Source organism: Sulfitobacter pontiacus, from assembly GCF_040790665.1.
In the GTDB taxonomy this organism is placed as follows: Bacteria; Pseudomonadota; Alphaproteobacteria; order Rhodobacterales; family Rhodobacteraceae; genus Sulfitobacter; species Sulfitobacter pontiacus.
On sequence record NZ_CP160849.1, the window covers coordinates 2,305,749 to 2,325,065 of the forward strand.

18 protein-coding genes, 2 tRNA genes and 1 riboswitch are annotated in these 19,317 nt (G+C 61.4%); of the genes, 8 read left to right on the forward strand and 12 right to left on the reverse strand.

What is annotated here, in order from left to right:
• Window positions 1–7: 7 nt before the first annotated feature.
• The 3 genes from AB1495_RS11305 to AB1495_RS11315 form a co-directional block, all read right to left on the reverse strand.
• Window positions 8–1,024: an ABC transporter substrate-binding protein gene (locus AB1495_RS11305; protein WP_074635657.1), complete on the reverse strand. Its 1,017-nt coding sequence runs from the start codon at window positions 1,022–1,024 to the stop codon at window positions 8–10.
• Between the two features lie 143 nt (window positions 1,025–1,167).
• Window positions 1,168–1,367, reverse strand: a riboswitch (cobalamin riboswitch).
• Between the two features lie 121 nt (window positions 1,368–1,488).
• A tRNA-Glu gene (locus AB1495_RS11310) sits at window positions 1,489–1,563 on the reverse strand.
• 184 nt (window positions 1,564–1,747) lie between these two features.
• Window positions 1,748–2,695 carry an SDR family oxidoreductase gene (locus tag AB1495_RS11315; RefSeq protein ID WP_074635658.1) on the reverse strand — a complete coding sequence of 316 codons (948 nt, stop codon included), beginning with the start codon at window positions 2,693–2,695 and terminating at the stop codon, window positions 1,748–1,750.
• Window positions 2,696–2,862: 167 nt separating this feature from the next.
• On the opposite strand from AB1495_RS11315, the gene AB1495_RS11320 reads away from it, so the two are divergent.
• Window positions 2,863–3,759, forward strand: coding sequence for an AraC family transcriptional regulator (locus AB1495_RS11320; RefSeq protein WP_074635660.1), 897 nt, complete (start codon window positions 2,863–2,865; stop codon window positions 3,757–3,759).
• Window positions 3,760–3,814: 55 nt separating this feature from the next.
• On the opposite strand, the gene AB1495_RS11325 is transcribed toward AB1495_RS11320, so the two are convergent.
• The 5 genes from AB1495_RS11325 to AB1495_RS11345 form a co-directional block, all read right to left on the reverse strand.
• On the reverse strand, window positions 3,815–4,108 hold the full coding sequence (locus AB1495_RS11325; protein WP_342005658.1) for a zinc-binding dehydrogenase: 294 nt from the start codon (window positions 4,106–4,108) through the stop codon (window positions 3,815–3,817).
• 145 nt (window positions 4,109–4,253) lie between these two features.
• Window positions 4,254–4,328, reverse strand: a tRNA-Glu gene (locus AB1495_RS11330).
• A gap of 75 nt (window positions 4,329–4,403) precedes the next feature.
• A complete protein-coding gene (recJ, locus tag AB1495_RS11335) occupies window positions 4,404–6,143 on the reverse strand; it encodes a single-stranded-DNA-specific exonuclease RecJ (protein WP_009826604.1) in 1,740 nt (579 codons plus the stop codon).
• Between the two features lie 99 nt (window positions 6,144–6,242).
• Entirely contained in the window at window positions 6,243–7,529 is a 1,287-nt protein-coding gene (locus tag AB1495_RS11340; RefSeq protein WP_074635663.1) for a homoserine dehydrogenase, read from the reverse strand.
• Between the two features lie 106 nt (window positions 7,530–7,635).
• Window positions 7,636–7,932 (reverse strand): hypothetical protein, encoded by a 297-nt coding sequence (locus AB1495_RS11345; RefSeq protein ID WP_074635665.1) that lies wholly within the window; start codon window positions 7,930–7,932, stop codon window positions 7,636–7,638.
• A gap of 79 nt (window positions 7,933–8,011) precedes the next feature.
• Here AB1495_RS11345 and AB1495_RS11350 point away from each other — a divergent pair, with 79 nt between their 5' ends.
• The gene (locus AB1495_RS11350) at window positions 8,012–8,599 is read left to right on the forward strand and encodes a TetR/AcrR family transcriptional regulator (RefSeq protein WP_074635667.1); all 588 of its coding nucleotides are present in this window, start codon (window positions 8,012–8,014) and stop codon (window positions 8,597–8,599) included.
• 48 nt (window positions 8,600–8,647) lie between these two features.
• Here AB1495_RS11350 and AB1495_RS11355 read toward each other — a convergent pair whose 3' ends face one another.
• The 3 genes from AB1495_RS11355 to AB1495_RS11365 form a co-directional block, all read right to left on the reverse strand.
• Window positions 8,648–9,328: a nitroreductase gene (locus AB1495_RS11355; protein WP_005852543.1), complete on the reverse strand. Its 681-nt coding sequence runs from the start codon at window positions 9,326–9,328 to the stop codon at window positions 8,648–8,650.
• Window positions 9,329–9,421: 93 nt separating this feature from the next.
• A complete protein-coding gene (locus tag AB1495_RS11360) occupies window positions 9,422–10,795 on the reverse strand; it encodes an L-serine ammonia-lyase (RefSeq protein ID WP_074635668.1) in 1,374 nt (457 codons plus the stop codon).
• Complete coding sequence (locus AB1495_RS11365; RefSeq protein ID WP_074635670.1) at window positions 10,795–11,481, reverse strand: glutathione S-transferase family protein; 687 nt, start codon at window positions 11,479–11,481, stop codon at window positions 10,795–10,797. The genes AB1495_RS11360 and AB1495_RS11365 overlap by 1 nt, the downstream gene beginning before the upstream one ends.
• A 228-nt stretch (window positions 11,482–11,709) precedes the next feature.
• On the opposite strand from AB1495_RS11365, the gene rpiA reads away from it, so the two are divergent.
• From rpiA to AB1495_RS11395, 6 genes are all read left to right on the forward strand, one after another.
• Window positions 11,710–12,498: a ribose-5-phosphate isomerase RpiA gene (rpiA, locus tag AB1495_RS11370; protein WP_005852551.1), complete on the forward strand. Its 789-nt coding sequence runs from the start codon at window positions 11,710–11,712 to the stop codon at window positions 12,496–12,498.
• Between the two features lie 21 nt (window positions 12,499–12,519).
• Window positions 12,520–13,986 (forward strand): FAD-dependent oxidoreductase, encoded by a 1,467-nt coding sequence (locus tag AB1495_RS11375; protein WP_074635672.1) that lies wholly within the window; start codon window positions 12,520–12,522, stop codon window positions 13,984–13,986.
• Window positions 13,987–14,079: 93 nt separating this feature from the next.
• Window positions 14,080–15,303, forward strand: a complete 1,224-nt coding sequence (gene hflK / locus AB1495_RS11380) for an FtsH protease activity modulator HflK (RefSeq protein ID WP_197145963.1) — start codon at window positions 14,080–14,082, stop codon at window positions 15,301–15,303.
• Entirely contained in the window at window positions 15,303–16,214 is a 912-nt protein-coding gene (gene hflC / locus AB1495_RS11385) for a protease modulator HflC (protein WP_009826613.1), read from the forward strand. Before hflK ends, hflC begins: the two co-directional genes overlap by 1 nt.
• Window positions 16,215–16,454: 240 nt before the next feature.
• On the forward strand, window positions 16,455–17,939 hold the full coding sequence (locus tag AB1495_RS11390) for a DegQ family serine endoprotease (protein WP_037943900.1): 1,485 nt from the start codon (window positions 16,455–16,457) through the stop codon (window positions 17,937–17,939).
• A gap of 141 nt (window positions 17,940–18,080) precedes the next feature.
• Window positions 18,081–18,767 (forward strand): TetR/AcrR family transcriptional regulator, encoded by a 687-nt coding sequence (locus AB1495_RS11395; protein WP_235183770.1) that lies wholly within the window; start codon window positions 18,081–18,083, stop codon window positions 18,765–18,767.
• Here the strand turns inward: AB1495_RS11395 and AB1495_RS11400 are convergent.
• On the reverse strand, window positions 18,764–19,174 hold the full coding sequence (locus tag AB1495_RS11400) for a Fur family transcriptional regulator (RefSeq protein ID WP_005852561.1): 411 nt from the start codon (window positions 19,172–19,174) through the stop codon (window positions 18,764–18,766). The two genes, AB1495_RS11395 and AB1495_RS11400, sit on opposite strands and share 4 nt — an antisense overlap.
• Window positions 19,175–19,317: the final 143 nt, after the last annotated feature.

Consider the following 19,317-nt stretch of genomic DNA (forward strand, 5'->3'; position numbering starts at 1 on the left):
ATTGCGGTCATTCGGCCAGATCAAAACCGGACAGCGCGTCAGCCATCGTTTCCAACGCATAGATCGCACGCACGGTCGGGTCCATCGCATGGGCGTCCATGGTGATGATGCGGCCCTCTTTCACCGCGGTCATCTCGCGGGCGACGGGATCGTTCATCAGGAAGGCGCGCTTTTTCTCGATGTCATCCGCAGGGAAGCGGCGGCGGTCCATTTTGGCGAGCACGATGAAAGTCGGGTCGGATTTTGCCAGAGTCTCCCATCCGACCAGCGGCCATTCCTCGGCCGAGGTCACGACGTTTTCAACGCCAAGCTTGTCCATCATATAGGCGGGCACACCCTGTTGACCTGCGACATAAGGGTCCGCCGCCATCTCGGACGACGAGAACCAGAACAGCGCCGAGGTGCCTTGGGGCAGGTTCAGCGATTTGGCTTTCTCGACCGCCTTTGCCTCGCGCGATTGCAGGTCTGCCAGCAGCGTGGCACCGGCGTCTTGCGCGTTGTAGATGAGGGCGAGCTCTTCGATGCTGGTATACAGCTGCTGGGTCGTGAACAGTTCAGATCGCGTGCCGTCCGCGCCGACAGAATTATCCTTGGCCGCGCAATCGGTGGGCATCACATAGGTCGGCACGCCCACCTCGTGAAAGCTGTCGCGGGTGCCGACCATACCTTCGGGGCCGACGTGCCATTCATACATCACGGTGACCAGATCGGGGCGTTTGCCCAACACGCTTTCAAAGCTGGGATCGTTGTCCGCCAGCCGTTCAATCGCATCGTTGGTGTCTTTGAACTCTGGCAAAACGGGGCTGAACCAGACAGAGGTTCCCGCGATCCGGTCCTGTTGACCCAGCAGATACAGGATCTCTGTCGTGGATTGCCCGATGGTCACGGTGGTCTGGGGCGCCGCATCAAAGCTGAGCGTATGGCCGCAGTTGTCGATGGTCAGCGGATAGTCTGTCTCTGCGCCAAGCGCGGTGCTGCCTGCGAGGCTCGCAATCAGGGTCAGGATGGAAAAAAATGTTTTCATATCAAGGGCTCCGGTTGGTCCGATGCCGGGGTCTTTGAATAGAAAGAGAAGGGGCCAGCCAAACGGCGCGCGGGCGCATTTTGGTCTGCGCGTGTGGTAAGATCCGGTCCCATCATCATCCTCTCCCGAGCAACCCCGCCCGGTGTTTCAGGTTCAGTGTCGGCAGGTCTCCTGACTGACGGATCGCGGCTGTCCCCGCCTTCCCGGACCTTTAGGCCCAGTGGCATGATGGAGGTAGCTCACCGTCTACAGTTGCGGGGGCAGTTCCGGTTCATCCACAGCAAAGCGCGGATGGCGAATTCCCTATTATTTCCCGAAGGAAACCGACCCGGTTTCGATGACAGTTGTCCGCCGACCCGTCAAGTTGCGTTTTGCGGTCATCATCGCGTGACAAAGGCAAATAACGCGGGCCACGGTTCCGCAGAACGGGCGAGAGGCACATAACAAACGGAAGGAAAACCAAGTGGCAGCCCGTAGGGGAGTCGAACCCCTCTTTTCAGGTTGAAAACCTGACGTCCTAACCGATAGACGAACGGGCCACTTAACTTGTGAGCGCTTCTTTAGGCAAAGCCATCGGCGGGCGCAAGTGCAAGCCGCATGAGAAAGCGGGGAAGTACGGCAAAAAAATCACAGATTTTGATGCCGTATTCTAAGGGGCGTATGGCGAGGGGGAATCGTCGCGTGAAACGCGCGCCGCGCGCGGGATGAGGGCGCGCGTTTCCCTTAGATTTCCCAGTGAAAACCCGTCGCTTTTTCGGAGACGGCCCAGAGTTTCTCCATCACGGGTTTGTCGTAGGCATGAGGGTTCAGCGTGCCTTTGCCAACGGGCCCTCCGGTTTGCATCCATCCGGTCGGGCCATAAAGCGCGCGCTGCGCCAACCCGTCTTCGGTCGCGCACATGACCTCGGGATACGCGCCTTTTTCGGCGGATTGCACCAGTGGCGTCTTGCTCATCATCCACCAGGTGACCCGTGTGAACAGCCCGCCGCTTGTGCTGATCAGCGAGGTCGCCGACGCGCCGGGGTGGCAGACGTATACCTCAACGCGGCTATCGGTGGCTTTCAGCCGGTCCTGAAGCTTATAGGCAAACATCATCTGCGCCAGCTTGCTTTGGCTGTAGACCGCGTTGGCGCTATAGTTCTTGTCCCAGTTCATGTCGTCGAACTGGATCGTCTTGATCCCCATGTTGTACCCGAGGCTGGACACCACGACGATGCGGCCCGCGCTTTCCTGAATGCGATCAAACAGCATTCCGCACAGCAGGAAGTGCCCATAGTGGTTGGTGCCAAGCTGGCTTTCGAACCCGTCAACGGTCAGTTGCTGTGTTGGCACCTGCGCGATGGCAGCGTTGCAGATCAGCGCGTCAATCCGGGGAACGGTGCGTTTCACCTCCTCCGCCGCGGCGCGCACGCTGGCCAGATCAGACAGATCCATCCGCACAAAGCTCACCTCGGCGTTGGCACCGAACGTGTCCTTGAGCGTTTTTACCGCGGCGATGGACTTATCGGCGTTGCGGTTCAGCATGACGACTTTTGCCCCCTTGGACAGCAGGATGCGCGTGGCCTGAAAGCCCGCACCGGCCGTCGTGCCGGTGATGAGATATGTTTTCCCCTTGAGCGATCCAAGGCGATCAGGTGTCCAGCCTTTGGGTCCGAAAGTCGTGTCCTTCATCGTCATGTTCCTTTTCGATGTCAGCGCGGCAGCGATGCGCGCTGTGTTTGATGTTGAAGAGTAAATAGCTCTCGGCTGTCTCTCAAAACAGGCGAGATCGTCGCGAATACTTGCCTGATTGTATCACGCGCTTGCGAAAGGCGGATGTGACGCAGTAGATTGCCCTCATGAGCAAAGACCAGATCAAACAGCTAATCAGGAACAACGCGACCCAAGAGGGGCTGACGGGAACCGGCATTGACGGGGTGCGCCTGTTTCGGGCCACGCAGTCGATTCCTTGCGTGCCGGCGGTCTATGAACCCAGCGTTATTGCGATCGTCAGCGGGGCGAAAGAGGCCGTGCTGGACGGGCACAGGTACATCTATGACGACAGCCGATATATGTGCTGCCCGATGTCGATGCCGGTGAAGGCCGGCACGCCGACCGCCTCTGCCGAAAGCCCGCTCTACGGGGTTATCATTTCGCTCGATAAGCGGGTGATGACAGAACTGTCGATGGAGATGGAAAATACCGGCAATGTGATTCCCGAGGTCAAAGGCGGTTTACGCGCGCAGGGGATCAGGCTGGCCGCTTGGGATGATGCCTTTGCCGACGCGCTGCTGCGTTTGCTGCAATTGGGTGGCAATCCGGCGGATACGGCGATCCTTGGCGAGGCACGGCTGCGCGAGCTTTACTACGCGATCCTGAAGGGCGAGGCAGGGCGTTTTGCCAGACAGGCCTTCGGCGCGGGCAATGCGATCGCACGGTCGATCGCGCATGTATCCTCTCACCTGGACGCGCCGATCTCTATTGATGATATGGCGTCCCGCGCCGGGATGAGCCGCGCCGCCTTTCACCGCAAGTTCAAGCAGGTGACGACGATGGCCCCGATCCAGTTTGTCAAATCCATGCGGCTCAACAATGCGGCGATGAAGATCGCAGGCGGCATGTCCGTGAACGAGGCGGCGGTTGATGTAGGATATGTCAGCCCGTCGCAATTCAGCCGCGAATTCAGGCGGATGTACGGGCAATCCCCGCGCCAATGGGGGGAAGCCCAGCAGTTTCCGGTTGAAATGGGCCAATAAGGGGCTGCCATCGCCCGTGCGTTGGCAGCCCCTTTTCACGCGTCTGGTGGTATGATCAGACGTCTACAACCACCTTGCCGATGGCCTGCCCGCTGGTCAGGCGGTCATAGGCCCCGCCCACCGTATCGAGGTCGACCCTCTGGTCATCAAGCAAGGGCTCCAGCGCCCCTGCGTCCACAATCTCTGCCAGTTTGGTCAGCTCGGCAGCTTCGAACGAAGCGTCGTCACCGTAGGCGGTAAGGGTCTTGGCTTTCATGCTGGTCATCCTCGCGTGATGCCTACCTGAAGATTGCCGTGATTTATCTAATTGGCCTGATTGTGAGCCCGGTTTTCTGATTATGGATATAATTGGTTAGGCGCAAACTGTGTTCGAAGACATCAAGGCTCAGCCGACCAGCCCGCCGCGCGAGATCAAACAGCGCAGAAACAACGGCAAACACATCTCGCCCCGGCTCATGGGGTATTGTCTTCATAATGTCGGGTAAGGGTACAAGTGGCAGCCCGTAGGGGAGTCGAACCCCTCTTTTCAGGTTGAAAACCTGACGTCCTAACCGATAGACGAACGGGCCACTTAGCTTGTGAGCGCTTCTCTAAGGAATGCCGCGCAGGCGCGCAAGCAGAAATCGAAAGAAAATGAAAAATTTTTACGCAGGTGCCGCATCTTCCAGACGCAGCTGCACGGACTGTCGGCCGCGCCAGGTATTGATGTCCAGACGTCCGGCCAGATGGAACCGTGCACCACCGTGGTTTTCTAGTGCCGGACCAAGCGGCCCGTCAAATGCGCCAAAGGCGATGGCGTCCATTTTGGTGTTGTTGCCGTCGCCAAAGCTGATCTTGAGGTGGCTTTCACCCACCCGCTTGGCAAAGCGGATCTGCATGTCGGCAAAGGCATATCGCGGGGCAGGGGCACCGGCCCCGAAGGGGCCTGCCTGTTCCACCTGCTGCGCCAGTTCCACCGTCGCGGCGGCGGGCATCAACATGCCGTCCAGCTTCAGGTCTGCGGCGCCAGCCAGATGTGCGCCCTGCTTGGCCAGTAGCTCTGACAACCGCGCCATGGCGGCGTCCAGCTTGTCTTCGGCCACGGTCAGACCGGCGGCCATTTTATGCCCGCCGCCCTTGATCAGTAGCCCCTCGGCCGCCAACCGCTGGATCGGCGCGCCCAGATCGATCCCCGAGACAGAGCGGCCAGAGCCTTTGCCGATGCCATCCTCGAACCCGATCACGATCGACGGCCGGTTGGACGCCTCTTTCAAACGCGAGGCGACGATGCCCACCACGCCCGGGTGCCAGCCCGCGCCCGAGGCCCAGACCAAAGGCGCGTCAAAGCCGCGGGCCTCTGCCTGATCCAGCGCGGCGGCGCGGACGGCGGTTTCGACATCGCGGCGCTCGGTGTTCAGCAGATCCAGCTTTTCGGCAAGCGACTGCGCCTCATGGGGATCATCGCAGGCCAGCAGCCTTGCCCCCAGATCCGCTTGCCCGATGCGCCCGCCCGCATTGATCCGCGGGCCAAGCAGAAACCCAAGATGATAGGCCGCTGGGGCCGTATCCATCCGCGCCACATCGGCCAAGGCGGCAAGCCCCAACCTGTCGCGCCGCGCCATGACGCGTAGCCCCTGACGCACAAAGGCGCGATTCACGCCGATCAACGGGGCGACATCGGCCACCGTGGCGAGCCCCACCAGATCCAAGAGCGCCATCAGGTCAGGCCCGCGTGCGCCCGCTTCGCGCAGTTGGCGCCCTGCCTCGACCAGCATCAAGAACACCACTGCCGCGGCACAAAGATGGGCCAAGGCACCGTCTTCATCCTGCCGGTTGGGGTTCACCACGGCCAAGGCGTCGGGCAGGGTCTCTCCGCCCAGGTGGTGGTCCAGAATAACGACATCCGCGCCTACCGCCGCGGCCACCGGCCCATGAGACAAGGTCCCGCAGTCAACGCAGACGATCAGGTCATGGGCCGCGGCCAGCTCGGCCATTGCGGCGTCATTGGGACCATAGCCTTCGTCTATCCGATCCGGCACATACAGCGTCGCGGCGCAGCCCATCTCGCGCAGCCAGACCAGCAGCAGCGCGGCAGAGCTGCCACCATCCACATCATAATCCGCAAATACGGCAATCCGCTGACGCGCTTTGACCGCTGCAAGAAAACGCGTCGCGGCTTTCTCCATGTCGCGCAGGGATCGCGGGTCAGGCAGCAGATCGCGCAACGACGGCGCAAGAAACGCTTCGGCCTCTTCCGCCGCCACACCGCGCCGCGCCAGCACCTGACACAGGGCCAGCGGCAGGCTGGTCTGCTGCACCAGAACTTCGGTCGCGCGTTCCACCTCGACACCGGGGCCAACCCAGCGACGCCCCGTCAAAGACGCATCAACACCTAGAAAGCTCATGCATCTCCCCCTTCCAAATGGTCAAAAATCCTCGCCGAAGGCATCCGTCCCATCCTCCCCACAATGGGCAGGGCAGGGGGGCGGCCGCGCCCCTCGGGGTTATAGATCCTCGATCCGCAGCGCCACGGGATCGCTTGCCAGCACACCGGTTTTCGCCATCGCGGCCAGAGCCTCGTCCAGCGCGGTGCGGCTGCATTTATGGGTGACGATCAAGACGGGTGCCTGATCGCTGCGGTGCTCGGTCTGGCGCATGCGGTCGATGCTGATCCCGGCCTCGCCCAGAACGGTGGCGACTTTGGCCAGGGCACCGGGTTTGTCCAGCAGGCCCATGCGCAGATAGAAGGCGGCGGGGCGCTGCGACAGGGCCGCGGTGGCCGAGGCGAGCGTTGCCGCCTTCTGGCCAAAGACCGGGCCATGCCAGCCACGCGCGATATCGCAGATATCCGACAATACGGCGCTGGCGGTGGGGCCTTCACCCGCACCGGGGCCGCGCAGGACGATCTGCCCGATGGCATCGCCTTCCAGCACGATCATATTGGTCCCGCCCGCGAGTTGTCCCAGCGGAGAGCTGTCGGGCACAAGGCAGGGCTGCATGCGCTGTTCCAGCCCGCGGCCGGTCATTTGCGCGACGCCGAGAAGCTTGATCTTGTATCCCATATTCGCGGCAGCCTGAATGTCGTCGATGCTGACGCGCTGGATGCCTTCGATCTCGATCCCGTCGAAATCCACCTGTGTGCCAAAGGCGATCGAGGACAGGATCGCCAGCTTATGCGCCGCGTCAATCCCGCCGACGTCAAGGTTCGGGTCCGCTTCAAGATAGCCAAGCGCCTCGGCCTCCTCGAACAGGGAGTTATAGCCGTTGCCGGTCTCTTCCATGCGGGTCAGGATATAGTTGCAGGTGCCGTTCATCACGCCCATGACGCGGGTGATCTCGTTCCCGGCAAGGCTTTCCGTCAGCGCCTTGATCACGGGGATGCCCCCGGCCACGGCGGCTTCATAGCGGATCAGGCAGCCCGCGGCTTCGGCTTGTTCGGCCAGCGCCTGACCGTGGATCGCCAGCAGCGCCTTGTTGGCAGTGACCACATCTTTGCCCGAGGCAAGCGCGGCTTCGGTCGCGTCCTTGGCGGGGCCTTCGTCGCCGCCCATCAGTTCGACAAAGACATCCACATCGTCCCGTTTTGCCAGTGCGACGGGATCATCTTCCCACGCGTAGCCCGACAATGTGACACCACGGTCCTTGTCACGGCTGCGGGCAGAGACGGCGGTGATGGTGACGGGGCGACCGGTGCGGGCCTCGATCAAGGCAGCCTGCTTGCGGATGATCCGCACCACGCCAACCCCAACGGTGCCCAATCCGGCAATCCCAAGACGAAGCGGTTGTGACATGGTGCAATCCTTTTGGTGGTGCGCGGCAGCGGGCTGCGGCGTTTCGGGGGTTTAGCCGCGATGTAGCCCTTTCCCACCGCGCACGCAACGCGACATTGCATGCGGCTTATTGCAAACCTTGGGACAAACGCTGCTTTTCCGACCCCGACAGAACCGATCCGCGCAAGCGCGCCGCGCGCGCCTGCAACCGTTCGACCCGCGATGTCAGCCCGTTTTCGGTTTGCGGGATGTCCACCTGTCCGGCCTCGGCCTTGGCAAGCAGCGGATCGACCGGCACAAGTGCCGGATAGTCCGAGGCGAGAAGCTCGGGCGTGGCACGGCTGTCAAGCGCGGGAAACTGCGTGCAGGCCGCGGGCAGGGTCAGCGCGGCAAGGCAGAGCGGAAGAAGGATACGGTGCGTCATAGATCAGTCATGCACCAGCGACGGAATTCGCGCAAGCAGGGGTTTGCCTTTGAACATGCGTTCAATTAACCTTTGCCGCATGGCGCGTACAACCGGATCACATTCTGACATCACTCGGCCCAAAATCCGCGCGGCAGCGTTGCGGCTTTTCGCCCGTCACGGCTTTGCTGCCGTATCCATGCGGGCACTGGCGACGGAAGTCGGGGTGCAGGCGGGCGCATTGTATAACTACACGCCGGACAAGCAGACTTTGTTGTTCAGCCTGTTGCAGGACCATATGAACGACCTGCTTGCGGCCTGCGACAGTGACGCCAGTCAAACCGCAGTGGATCGCTTGCGCCAATTCGTCGACTTTCACATCCGCTTTCACGCCGACCGCCCGGACGAGGTTTTCATCTCCTACATGGAGCTGCGCAACCTCACGCCCGAGAATTTCACCGAGGTCGAAGCGCTGCGCCGCCAATACGAAGACCGGCTAGAGATGATCTTGCGCGACGGGGCGGCAGCGGGGGATTTCGCCATCGCCGATACCAAGATCGCGACTTTGGCGGTGATTGCGATGCTGACAGGGGTGAATACGTGGTTTCGCGCCGGCGGACGGCTGTCGCTGGACGAGGTGATCGCGCAATATTGGGATATGGTGCGCAAGTCCGTCACTGCGGGGTAGGCCCCCGCACGTAACGCTGGTTTTCAAGGCGCTTAGGGCCGCAGGGCGTTAATCGTCAAAGCCGACGAACCGCGTGACCTCTTCGACGGGGCGGCGGGTAGAGACGACGGCATTGGCCGAAAAATCCTCGTCCGGCCAGCCCATGGCGACGCAGGTCATGATCACCTGATCCTCGGGGATTTGCGCATGTTCACGCACCACAGGCGATTGCATGATGCCCTGACCGTTGATCACGCAGCCCAGACCTTTGCTCCACGCGGCGAGGACAAGGCCGTAGGTCACCGCGCCCAGATCGAAATGCGCGATGGTGCCGTTGTCATCCAGCGACTTGTCAAAGCAGACGACGATGGACACCGGCGCGTCAAACTGGCGGAAGCCGCGCATCACCCAATCTTGGCGGCGCTCCTTGTCGTCGCGTTCGATCCCCATGGCAGCAAAGAGCTGTTTCGCGATGCCGACCTGCCGGTCGCGGTGGACACCGGCATAGGCCCCGTGATCGCTGATTTCACGCACCGGCGGCACGCCTTGCAGCATACGGGTCGAATTCCCCTCGCGGACTTTCTCAAGCGGTTCGCCGGTCAGCACATGCAGATGCCACGGCTGGGTGTTCATCGACGACGGCGCGCGATTGGCCAGTGCGATGACCTCTTCCAGCAAGGCGCGCGGCACGGGGTCTTTCTTGAAGCCCCGAATGCTACGCCGTTCCTGCATTGCCTGTTTCAGTTCCATCTTGCCCTCCCGCAAATTTCCTGACGGCTGTCAGACTGTTGCAGTTCCGCAGTGGGGTCAAGCGCGGGTGGGGCCGCGTGCCGCTGCGTCAGATCAGCAGTTAGGGACGTTGACCGCCAGCCCCCCAAGCGAGGTTTCTTTGTACTTTTCAGACATATCCGCACCGGTCTGGCGCATGGTTTCGATGCAGGCGTCCAGCGGCACCAGATGCGTGCCGTCGCCGCGCAGCGCAAGCGACGCGGCGGAGACCGCCTTGATCGCGCCAAGCCCGTTGCGTTCGATGCAAGGCACCTGCACCAGACCGCGCACGGGATCGCAGGTCATGCCCAGATGATGTTCCAGCGCGATTTCGGCGGCGTTCTCGATCTGCTGCGGCGTGCCGCCCATGACGGCACAAAGCCCGGCGGCGGACATGGCGGCGGCGCTGCCCACTTCGGCCTGACAGCCCGCTTCCGCCCCCGAAATCGACGCGTTGAATTTGACCAGCCCGCCGATCGCCGCAGCGGTGAGCAGGAAATCCTCGATATGCGCCTCCGACGCGCCGGGGACGTGATCCAGATAATAGCGCAAGGTAGCGGGCATCACACCCGCCGCGCCGTTGGTGGGGGCGGTGACGACTTGCCCACCGGCGGCATTTTCCTCGTTCACCGCCATAGCGTAAACGCTCATCCAGTCGTTGATCGTGTGAGGCGCGCGCTGGTTCTGGCCGCGTTCGGAAACCAGCGCATCATGGATCGCCTTGGCACGGCGTTTGACGTTCAACCCGCCGGGTAGGATGCCATCGGTTTCGAGCCCGCGGTTGATGCAGTCGTTCATCACCTGCCACAGCCGCTTGGTGCCGTCGCGCAGCTGCGCCGCCCCGCCGCGCGATTCCTCGTTGGCGCGTTTCATCTGGGCGATGCTCTTGCCGGACTCAGTCGCCATCTGCAGCATCTCGGTTGCGGATTTGAACGGGAAGGGCACCGGCGCGCCTTCGTCCGTGTCCTTGCCCGCCGCCAGTTCGGCTTCGGTCATCACGAAACCGCCGCCGATGGAATAATACGTCTCGCGCAAGCTGACGTCGCCTTGGGCGTCGGTGGCCATCAGCATCATCCCGTTGGCGTGGCCGTCGAGCTTGGTGTCATAGTCAAAGATCATATCGGACTTGGGCGCGAAACTCAGCGTGCCAAACCCGGGCAGGGTGATGGTCTGCGTGCGGTTGATCTCGGCCAGTACCTCTTCGGCGCGGTCATTGTCGTAGTCTTGCGGCGTGAACCCCGCGAGGCCAAGGATCGTGGCGCGGTCCGTGGCGTGCCCCACACCGGTAAAGGCCAGACTGCCATGCAGGGACGCACGCAGGCCCGCGAATTTGAACGGTGAGGCGCGCATCAGGTCCAGAAACCGTGCCGCCGCCACCATCGGCCCCATCGTGTGCGAGGAGGACGGGCCGATGCCCACTTTGAACATATCGAAGACAGAGAGAAACATCAGGTGGCACTTCCTATGGGTGGGGTGGCAAGGCGGGGCGCGGTGAACGGCGTGGGCTCCAGCCCTTCGGCGGTTTGCGCGGCCGCCGTGCAGGGGAGCGTTTCGACCCTTGCGCAAAGCGCGTGCAGATGCGGGGTGGCGCGCAGATCGAACCAGCCGCGATCACGGTTGCGCGGATACAGCGCACACCAGCGCAACAGCGGGGCGAGGTAAAGCGCAAGCGCGAGGGGCAGCGTATCCGCCGCGGCCCGGTCCTCCAGCCTGCGCAGGTGGGTCTGCAAGGCTTGGGTTACGGTTGTGTGCAGCGCGTCTTGGGCGGTCTTGTCAACGCCCACGTATTTATCAGGGTAAAACAGCATACGCAGGGCAGGGTGCACCGTATTGGCAACGAAAAACAACCACTTGAGGAAATCCGCCCGTGTGGCATCCATCGCGGCAGGGGCTAGCCCCCCGTGCCGGTCCGCCAGCCACAACAGGATCGCGCCGGTTTCAAACATCGGCCCGTCCGGCGTCTGCAACGCGGGGATCAGCCCGTGCGGGTTCAGCGCCCGATAGGCGGGGGCGGACTGCCCCTGCGCCGCGCGATCGACCAGACAGGTGCCATAGGCCACGCCCTGCGCCTCGAGCGCGAGGCGGATGATCAGGGAGGCATTGTCGGGGGCGTAGTGCAGCGTGTAATCGGTCATAGGCCGGTGGTATCCCATTGCGCCGGAGGCGGGCGATTGAAAACGACCGATCTGCGCGGTTTGCGGTACTCTATCCAGATTATCGGCGCATAACACCCCCGTGGGGTCGTGGCGCAGAGCATGTGTCACCGCCCGCAGGCCACGCGACGCGACGACAATGCGGTTTTGAGGGTCGCGCGCCGGCGCGGCTGCGTCTATAAGGGCGTCGATTAACGAGGAGTCGCTGCCATGACCGGAGAATTGTCACCCATCGATAAGGCCAAATTTGTCGCCGCCAAACGCGCTGCACAATTTGTAGAAGACGGAATGCGCGTCGGATTGGGCACCGGCTCTACCGCCGCGTGGCTGGTGCGCTGTTTGGGCGAGATGGTGCGCGACGACGGCTTGCGGATCAAGGGCGTGCCCACGTCGACCCGTACCGCGCAGCTGGCGCGCGAAGTGGGGATCGAGGTGATCAGCCTTGATGAAGCCAAGTGGCTGGACCTGACCATCGACGGTGCGGACGAGTTCGATGGAGAGCTGAACCTGATCAAGGGCGGCGGCGGTGCCTTGCTGCAGGAAAAGATCGTGGCCACCGCGTCTGATCAAATGGTCGTGATTGCCGACATCGGTAAAGAGGTCGAAACACTGGGCGCATTTCCCCTTCCGGTAGAGGTTATCCCCTTCGGCTGGCAGACCACACAAGCGCTTGTCGAAGAGACTTTGGTGTCGATGGACGTGCTGGGGCGCAATTCCACGCTGCGTATGAACGGCGACATCCCCTTCGTGACGGACGAGGGGAACTACATCCTTGATCTGCATCTCAAGCGGATCGGCAACACGCGTCAGATGGCATTGGTCATGAACCAGATGCCGGGCGTAGTTGAAAACGGGCTATTCATTGATATCTGTGATGCCGTGGTGATCGGCTATGGCGATGGCCGCGTCGAAGTGCGCGACATCAACGAAGGCACTGTTGATCGCGATAAGATGGAGTTTGTCGAGACGGATAACCTGTTCTCCGACCTGAGCGATTAACAAAGAAAGGCCCCGGCCCAGATGAGCGATTTTGATTACGACCTTTTTGTCATTGGTGGCGGTTCCGGCGGTGTGCGCGCCGCGCGTGTTGCGGCGGGCGAATACGGGGCCAAAGTCGCCCTCGCCGAAGAGGACCGCTATGGCGGGACATGCGTGATCCGGGGCTGCGTGCCGAAAAAGCTGATGGTTTTTGCCTCGGGTTATGCCGAGCTGGTGGACGAGGCGCAGTGCTTTGGCTGGGACATCAAGCCGGGCACCTTCGACTGGCACGCGTTCAAGACCCGTTTGAACACTGAACTGGACCGGCTGGAAGGCGTCTATCGCAAGCTCTTGGCCAATTCGGACGTCGATACCTTTGACCAGCGCGCCACGATCAAGGATGCGCATACGGTGCAGTTAGCGAACGGCGAAACCCGCACGGCCAAACACATCTTGCTAGCCACCGGCGGCCGTCCGGTACGCCCTGATGTGCCGAACGCCCAGCTTGGGATTGTGTCGGACGATATCTTCCATCTCGAAAGTCTGCCCAAGTCGATCCTTATTGTGGGTGGCGGCTATATCGGCTGTGAATTCGCCTGTATCCTGAATGGCTTGGGCGTCGAGGTGACGATGTACAACCGCGCGGCGCAGATCCTGCGCGGGTTTGATGACGAGGCCCGCGGACTGATCGCTGAATCGATGACAAATGCAGGCGTCGATATCCACTGCGGCACCAGCATCGTCGAAATGGCGCTGGAATCCGAACACGAGGCGGGCACCATGCCCAGCAACTCTGACGCGGCGATGGGGGCCACGGCTGAACAATCGAACGAGCTGAACAATTGCGACGCGCGCGCAGGCACGCAGGGGCCGATTTGGGTCAAAGCCTCCAACGGGGCCGAGAAGGTCTTTGACATGGTGCTGTTCGCCACAGGGCGCGCACCGAATACCGATGACATGGGGCTGGAAGAGGTCGGCGTATCGCTGGGCCGTCGCCAAGAAGTCGAAGTCGACGACTACAGCCAGTCGGGCGTCCCGTCGATCTATGCCATCGGCGATGTCACCGACCGCGTGAACCTGACACCTGTTGCGATCCGCGAAGGCATGGCCTTTGTGCAAACCGTCTTTGGTGGCAACCCGACACCCGTGGATCACGACCTGATCCCGTCGGCCGTGTTCACACAGCCCGAATTCGGCACCGTCGGCCTGACAGAAGAGCAAGCGGCAGAGCAGGAACCGGTCGAGATTTATTCAGCGTCGTTCCGGCCCATGCAAACGGCCTTTGCCGAAAAGAACAAACGTGTGATGATGAAGCTGATCGTCAGCAAGGAAACACGCGTCGTTCTGGGGTGCCACATCGTCGCACCGAACGCGGGCGAGCTGATCCAGCTGGTGGGCATTGCCGTGAAAGCGGGGCTGACAAAAGAGCAATTCGATGCGACCTGCGCCGTGCACCCGACCATGTCCGAAGAGCTGGTCACCATGCGCAGTCCGACACGCACTGCTTGAAGTTCGGGCGAATATGCCCAACTCTGCACAAGATAAAACCGCGTAGGCGGTTGGGATAGGGCCGCTGTAGCGGCCATACATAGGGAAGAATTAATGGCTGGAAATACAGGCGGTCCTTGGGGCGGCGGAGGAAACTCAGGCGGTGGGAACAATGGTGGCGACCGCAACCGGCCCGGAGGGCAGCGGCCCACCGGTGGTGGCGGGCGCGGTCCGGGTGGCGACAAAGGTCAGATGCCCGAAATCGACGATCTGGTGAAAAAGGGTCAGGAACAGCTGCGCGTCCTCATGGGCGGCAAAGGCGGCAGCCGAAACTCCGGCGGCTCTGGCGGGAATATGGGCGGCGCAGGCCCCAAGTTCACCCGCGGCACAGTGGGGCTGGGTCTGGTGGCGGCCGCTGTCGTCTGGGGGATGGCAAGCTTTTATACCGTGCGCCCTGAACAACAGTCGATCGAACTCTTCCTTGGCGAATTTTCTGGTATCGGGACAGAGGGTCTGAACTTTGCCCCTTGGCCCTTTGTCACTGCCGAAGTCTTTGACGTAACCACCAACCGCGCCGAAACCATCGGCGCAGGACGCAGTGGCGACGACAACGAAGGGCTGATGCTGACCACGGATGAAAACATCGTCGACATCGACTTTCAGGTCGTCTGGAACGTGAAGAACGCCGAGAACTTCAAGTTCTCGCTGCGGGATCCGCAGATGGCCGTGCGTGCGATTTCTGAATCCGCCATGCGCGAGATCATCGCCCAGTCCGAGCTGGCACCGATCCTTAACCGTGACCGTGCCACCATCGAAGCCTCCGCGCGCGAGCTGATCCAGACCACGCTTGATAACCGCGAGACCGGGATCAACATCATCCGAGTCAACTTCAACAAGGTGGATCCGCCCAGCCAGACGGTCACCGTGACGGATGCAAATGGCAACACGACGCAGGAATCCGTCATCGACGCCTTCCGTGACGTGCAAGCTGCCGAACAGGAACGCGATCGGGTCGAACGTCAAGCTGACGCTTATGCCAACCGCCGCACCGCCGAAGCCCGTGGTGAATCCGCCCGTCTGCTGGAAGCCGCCGAAGGTTACCGCGCACGTGTGGTCAACGACGCCGTGGGTGAGGCAAGCCGCTTTGAAGCGGTATTGCAGGAATATGCAGCAGCACCCGATGTGACCCGTCGTCGTCTGTACATTGAAACCATGGAGAAAGTACTGGGAGACGTGGACAAGATCATCCTCGAAAACGGCTCTGACGGAACCGGGCAGGGGGTCGTGCCTTACCTGCCGCTCAATGAACTCCGCAACTCCAACCGAGGATCGAACTGATGCGTAAACTCAATATCCTCATCCCCGTGGTTGTGATCGCAGCCGTTGTCGCCCTGTCGTCGATCTTTATCGTGGACGAACGTGAACGCGCGCTGGTGCTGCGTTTCGGCCAGATCAAACAGGTGCGTGAAGACGCGGGCATCGGGTTCAAAATCCCGCTGCTGGATGAAGTCGTCCGCTACGACGACCGTATCCTGTCGCTTGAAACGCCGATGATCGAGGTCACCCCCGCCGATGACCGTCGTCTCGAAGTGGATGCCTTTGTGCTGTACCGCATCAACAGCGTGCGCCAGTTCCGTCAGGCCCTTGGCACCGACGGTGGCCGTCAGGCTGAAATCCAGTTGAACGGTATTCTTGACGGTCAGATCCGTGCGGTTCTGGGCTCGCAGGGGGTGACATCCAACACCATCCTGTCGCCCGAACGCTCTGCACTGATGGACCAGATCCGCGAACGTTCTGATGCGCGTGCGCAGGCGCTTGGTCTGGATGTGGTCGATGTGCGTTTGCGCCAGACCAACCTGCCAGAGCAGAACTTTGACGCGACCCTGCAGCGGATGATCGCTGAACGTGACCGCGAAGCGACCGATGAACGCGCCCGTGGCCGCGAGGCGGCGCAACGTGTCACCGCTCTTGCGGATCGTACCTACGAGGAAATCCTGTCGGAAGCCCGTCGTGATGCCCGTATCACCGAAGGTGAGGCCGACGCCGAGCGGAATAAGATCTTTGCGCAAGCCTATTCCAAGGATGCGGAGTTCTTTGAATTCTACCGCTCGCTCAGCGCTTACGAGCAAGCGTTGAAGGGCGAGAATTCTACCATGGTGATGTCGCCCGACAGCGAGTTCTTTAACTATCTCAAGTCGGACGAAGGCAGCCGCAGCCAACGCGCGACCACCACCGGGACTGGCAACTGATCCTATCCACGGTGCACTTTCAAACAGGGGCTGGCAGAAATGCCGGCCCCTGTTTCGTTTGGGGGCATGACCCCGGGATCAACGGGATGATGGGCGGCGATTTCGCATAGAAACCGAGGGTCGCGTTGACATGCGCGTGAGGATGACCATCTTTCACCTTGCAGCAGTGGGTTTGCAGATGCACTCTGCCAAGGACACACAAACGGGGTGTATCGCCCCTTATAAAACCGGAGTTGACGAATGCAGCCAAAGGCCGTTTCCCTGTCGCGTACCGACGCAATATCGCCCCAGATCAAATGGTTGATGATGGGTATGCTGGCGCTGGCTTTTGTCCTGATGCAGGCCGTGGTCGCACTGGCCAAACCCGAAAGCCTTGCGCCGCTTGCGGAAAAGATCAGCCCGTCGGTCGTGAATATCACCACCTCCACCACCGTTGAAGGGCGCACGGGCCCCCGTGGCATCGTACCCGAAGGCTCCCCCTTCGAGGATTTCTTCAAGGAATTCCGTGACCGCAACAATGGTGGCGAAGCCCCCGCGCCACGCAAATCTTCGGCGCTTGGGTCGGGGTTTGTCATCTCTGAAGACGGGTTCGTCGTGACCAACAACCACGTGATCGAAGGCGCGGACGAGATTACCATCGAGTTTTTCACCGGTCTTGAACTGAAGGCCGAAGTCATCGGCACCGACCCCAACACCGATATCGCCCTGCTTAAGGTTGAAGCCCCAAGTGCGCTGCCGTTCGTCAGCTTTGGCGACAGCAATGCCGCCCGCGTTGGTGACTGGGTGCTGGCCATGGGGAACCCGCTGGGGCAGGGGTTTTCCGTCTCGGCCGGAATCGTCTCGGCGCGCAACCGTGCTTTGTCGGGCACCTACGATGACTATATCCAGACGGATGCTGCCATTAACCGCGGCAACTCCGGCGGGCCGTTGTTCAATATGGACGGCGAAGTTATCGGCGTGAACACCGCGATCCTGTCGCCCAACGGCGGCTCCATCGGGATCGGTTTCTCGATGGCGTCGAATGTCGTGACGCGTGTTGTGAACCAGCTTAAGGAATTCGGCGAAACCCGTCGCGGCTGGTTGGGTGTGCGTATTCAGGACGTTACCCAGGATGTGGCCGACGCGATGGGGCTTGCCAAAGCGTCCGGCGCGTTGATCACCGATGTACCGGACGGCCCTGCCAAGGATGCGGGCCTGAAAACCGGTGATGTGATCCTCAGCTTTGCAGGGGTCGAGGTTGAAGACACCCGCGGTCTGGTCCGTCAGGTGGGCAATAGCACCGTCGGGGCCTCGGTCCGCGTGACTGTCCTGCGCGAGGGGAAATCCCAGACGCTCAAGGTCAAGCTGGGCCGCCGCGAAGATGCCGAGGGGGCAGGGGCGTCTGCGTCTGAGCCAGAGGATGAGGCAGAGCCCGAAGCGCCTGCGTCAAAGTCGGTGCTTGGTCTGACAATCACGCCGCTGACGGATGATCTGCGTACCGAACTTGGGGCGGATGATTCAGTCGAGGGTCTGGCCGTGACCGAGGTGGACGAGATGTCGGAAGCCTTCGAGAAAGGCCTGCGTGTCGGGGACATCATCACAGAGGCGGGCCAACAGCCGATCCTGTCCATCACCGATCTGGAGGACCGGATCACCGAGGCCAAAGACGGCGGCCGCAAGTCGCTGTTGCTGTTGGTGCGCCGCGCAGGTGACCCGCGCTTTGTGGCCCTGGGTCTGGGCGACTAAACCCGCCCTTCATCGCTGGAAAAGCACTGCCCCCGTCGGTCCCCGTACCGGCGGGGGTTTTGCGTGGGGCGCGTCTGCACGCTGCCGGTTGTTTCGCATATCGAAAGCCGATAGGATTTACGTCAAATGAAGGACAGCCCCATGCACGACACATCCACGACGGCCATTCGCAGCGATCGGCTGTCTGCGCTGCGCACCCAAATGCTGGCAGAGGCGGAGATTACCAGCGTGCAGAACCAGTCGCTGATCCAAAGCCGCCGCGAACAGATTTGCGAGGCGGCCTTGTCGCTGTTTCTTGAGAAAGGCTTTGCCGCCACCACGATCCGCGACATCTGTGCGCGCTCGGGCGTCAATCAAGCCAGCATCTATGATTATATCGCGAATAAGAACGACATCCTGCGCCGCCTGCTGAACCAACTGTGGTTCCGCGAGGACGTGTCGACGCTGCCGATCATTCTGCTGGATGAAAACCTGTCACTCGAGGATGCGTTCGAGAAATACTTCCGCGAAAGCTGGTCGATGAAACGGGATGGCACGCTGCTGGCCTATCGGTGCGTGCCGCATATGCAGGCCGAAGACCGCCGTGCCTTGCACGCGCGCGAGTTTGCGGTGATGAAGGATCTGGCCGACCAGCTTGCCCCGCGTCTGGGAATGCATAGCGACGATCAACGGCTTGATATCGTTGCCAATCTGATGGTGTTCCTGTCAGCCTTTGGCCCGATGCGCGACTGGCTGATCCGTGACATCCCGGACGAGGTGATCCTGCGCACGATCTCGGCCGGTGCGGCGGCGATGGTCAGATCGCTTGCGGATCAGACGCAGACCTAAAGTTTGCGGGCGCGAATGACCGTGTGGTGGCTGACCAGCTCATAGCCCATCTCGGCCGCGACACGATCCAGCAGCGTCGCGATCTCGGTCCCTGGAATTTCCACCAGATCCCCACTGTCGACATCGACCAGATGGTCGTGGTCCGTGTGGGGCATCATCTCGTAGCGGGCAGGGGCATCATCCAGCACCAGTTTGCGCACCAGCCCTGCGTTTTCAAGCACTGACATCGTGCGATAGACCGTGGCGACAGACACGGTGTCGTCCAGTCTGCGCGCCTTTTCATACAAGTCTTCGACATTGGGGTGATCGTCGGTTTCCGACAGCAGCGACACGATGGTTGTACGCTGTGGCGTGACCCGCAGGCCCGCTTCACGCAGCAATTGCTTGTAATCAGCGCTGTGGGTCAAACCGATGTCCTTTCTCGTCTGCCTTCTTGTTACGCAAGATTCTCCTTGCCCGCAAGTTTATGCGACCTATTCTTATTTGCATGTTTGACATATGCGACTAATTCGCATTTACATCTAGCGAACGCATTGGTTCTTGGAGGAAC

What these genes read in the sequence shown, in the direction of transcription:
- AB1495_RS11305 (WP_074635657.1), bottom strand. Translation starts at nt 1,024, where the DNA reads ATGAAAACATTTTTTTCCATCCTGACCCTGATTGCGAGCCTCGCAGGC.
- AB1495_RS11315 (WP_074635658.1), bottom strand. Translation starts at nt 2,695, where the DNA reads ATGAAGGACACGACTTTCGGACCCAAAGGCTGGACACCTGATCGCCTT.
- AB1495_RS11320 (WP_074635660.1), top strand. Translation starts at nt 2,863, where the DNA reads ATGAGCAAAGACCAGATCAAACAGCTAATCAGGAACAACGCGACCCAA.
- recJ (WP_009826604.1), bottom strand. Translation starts at nt 6,143, where the DNA reads ATGAGCTTTCTAGGTGTTGATGCGTCTTTGACGGGGCGTCGCTGGGTT.
- AB1495_RS11340 (WP_074635663.1), bottom strand. Translation starts at nt 7,529, where the DNA reads ATGTCACAACCGCTTCGTCTTGGGATTGCCGGATTGGGCACCGTTGGG.
- AB1495_RS11345 (WP_074635665.1), bottom strand. Translation starts at nt 7,932, where the DNA reads ATGACGCACCGTATCCTTCTTCCGCTCTGCCTTGCCGCGCTGACCCTG.
- AB1495_RS11350 (WP_074635667.1), top strand. Translation starts at nt 8,012, where the DNA reads ATGGCGCGTACAACCGGATCACATTCTGACATCACTCGGCCCAAAATC.
- AB1495_RS11355 (WP_005852543.1), bottom strand. Translation starts at nt 9,328, where the DNA reads ATGGAACTGAAACAGGCAATGCAGGAACGGCGTAGCATTCGGGGCTTC.
- AB1495_RS11360 (WP_074635668.1), bottom strand. Translation starts at nt 10,795, where the DNA reads ATGTTTCTCTCTGTCTTCGATATGTTCAAAGTGGGCATCGGCCCGTCC.
- AB1495_RS11365 (WP_074635670.1), bottom strand. Translation starts at nt 11,481, where the DNA reads ATGACCGATTACACGCTGCACTACGCCCCCGACAATGCCTCCCTGATC.
- rpiA (WP_005852551.1), top strand. Translation starts at nt 11,710, where the DNA reads ATGACCGGAGAATTGTCACCCATCGATAAGGCCAAATTTGTCGCCGCC.
- AB1495_RS11375 (WP_074635672.1), top strand. Translation starts at nt 12,520, where the DNA reads ATGAGCGATTTTGATTACGACCTTTTTGTCATTGGTGGCGGTTCCGGC.
- hflK (WP_197145963.1), top strand. Translation starts at nt 14,080, where the DNA reads ATGGCTGGAAATACAGGCGGTCCTTGGGGCGGCGGAGGAAACTCAGGC.
- hflC (WP_009826613.1), top strand. Translation starts at nt 15,303, where the DNA reads ATGCGTAAACTCAATATCCTCATCCCCGTGGTTGTGATCGCAGCCGTT.
- AB1495_RS11390 (WP_037943900.1), top strand. Translation starts at nt 16,455, where the DNA reads ATGCAGCCAAAGGCCGTTTCCCTGTCGCGTACCGACGCAATATCGCCC.
- AB1495_RS11395 (WP_235183770.1), top strand. Translation starts at nt 18,081, where the DNA reads ATGCACGACACATCCACGACGGCCATTCGCAGCGATCGGCTGTCTGCG.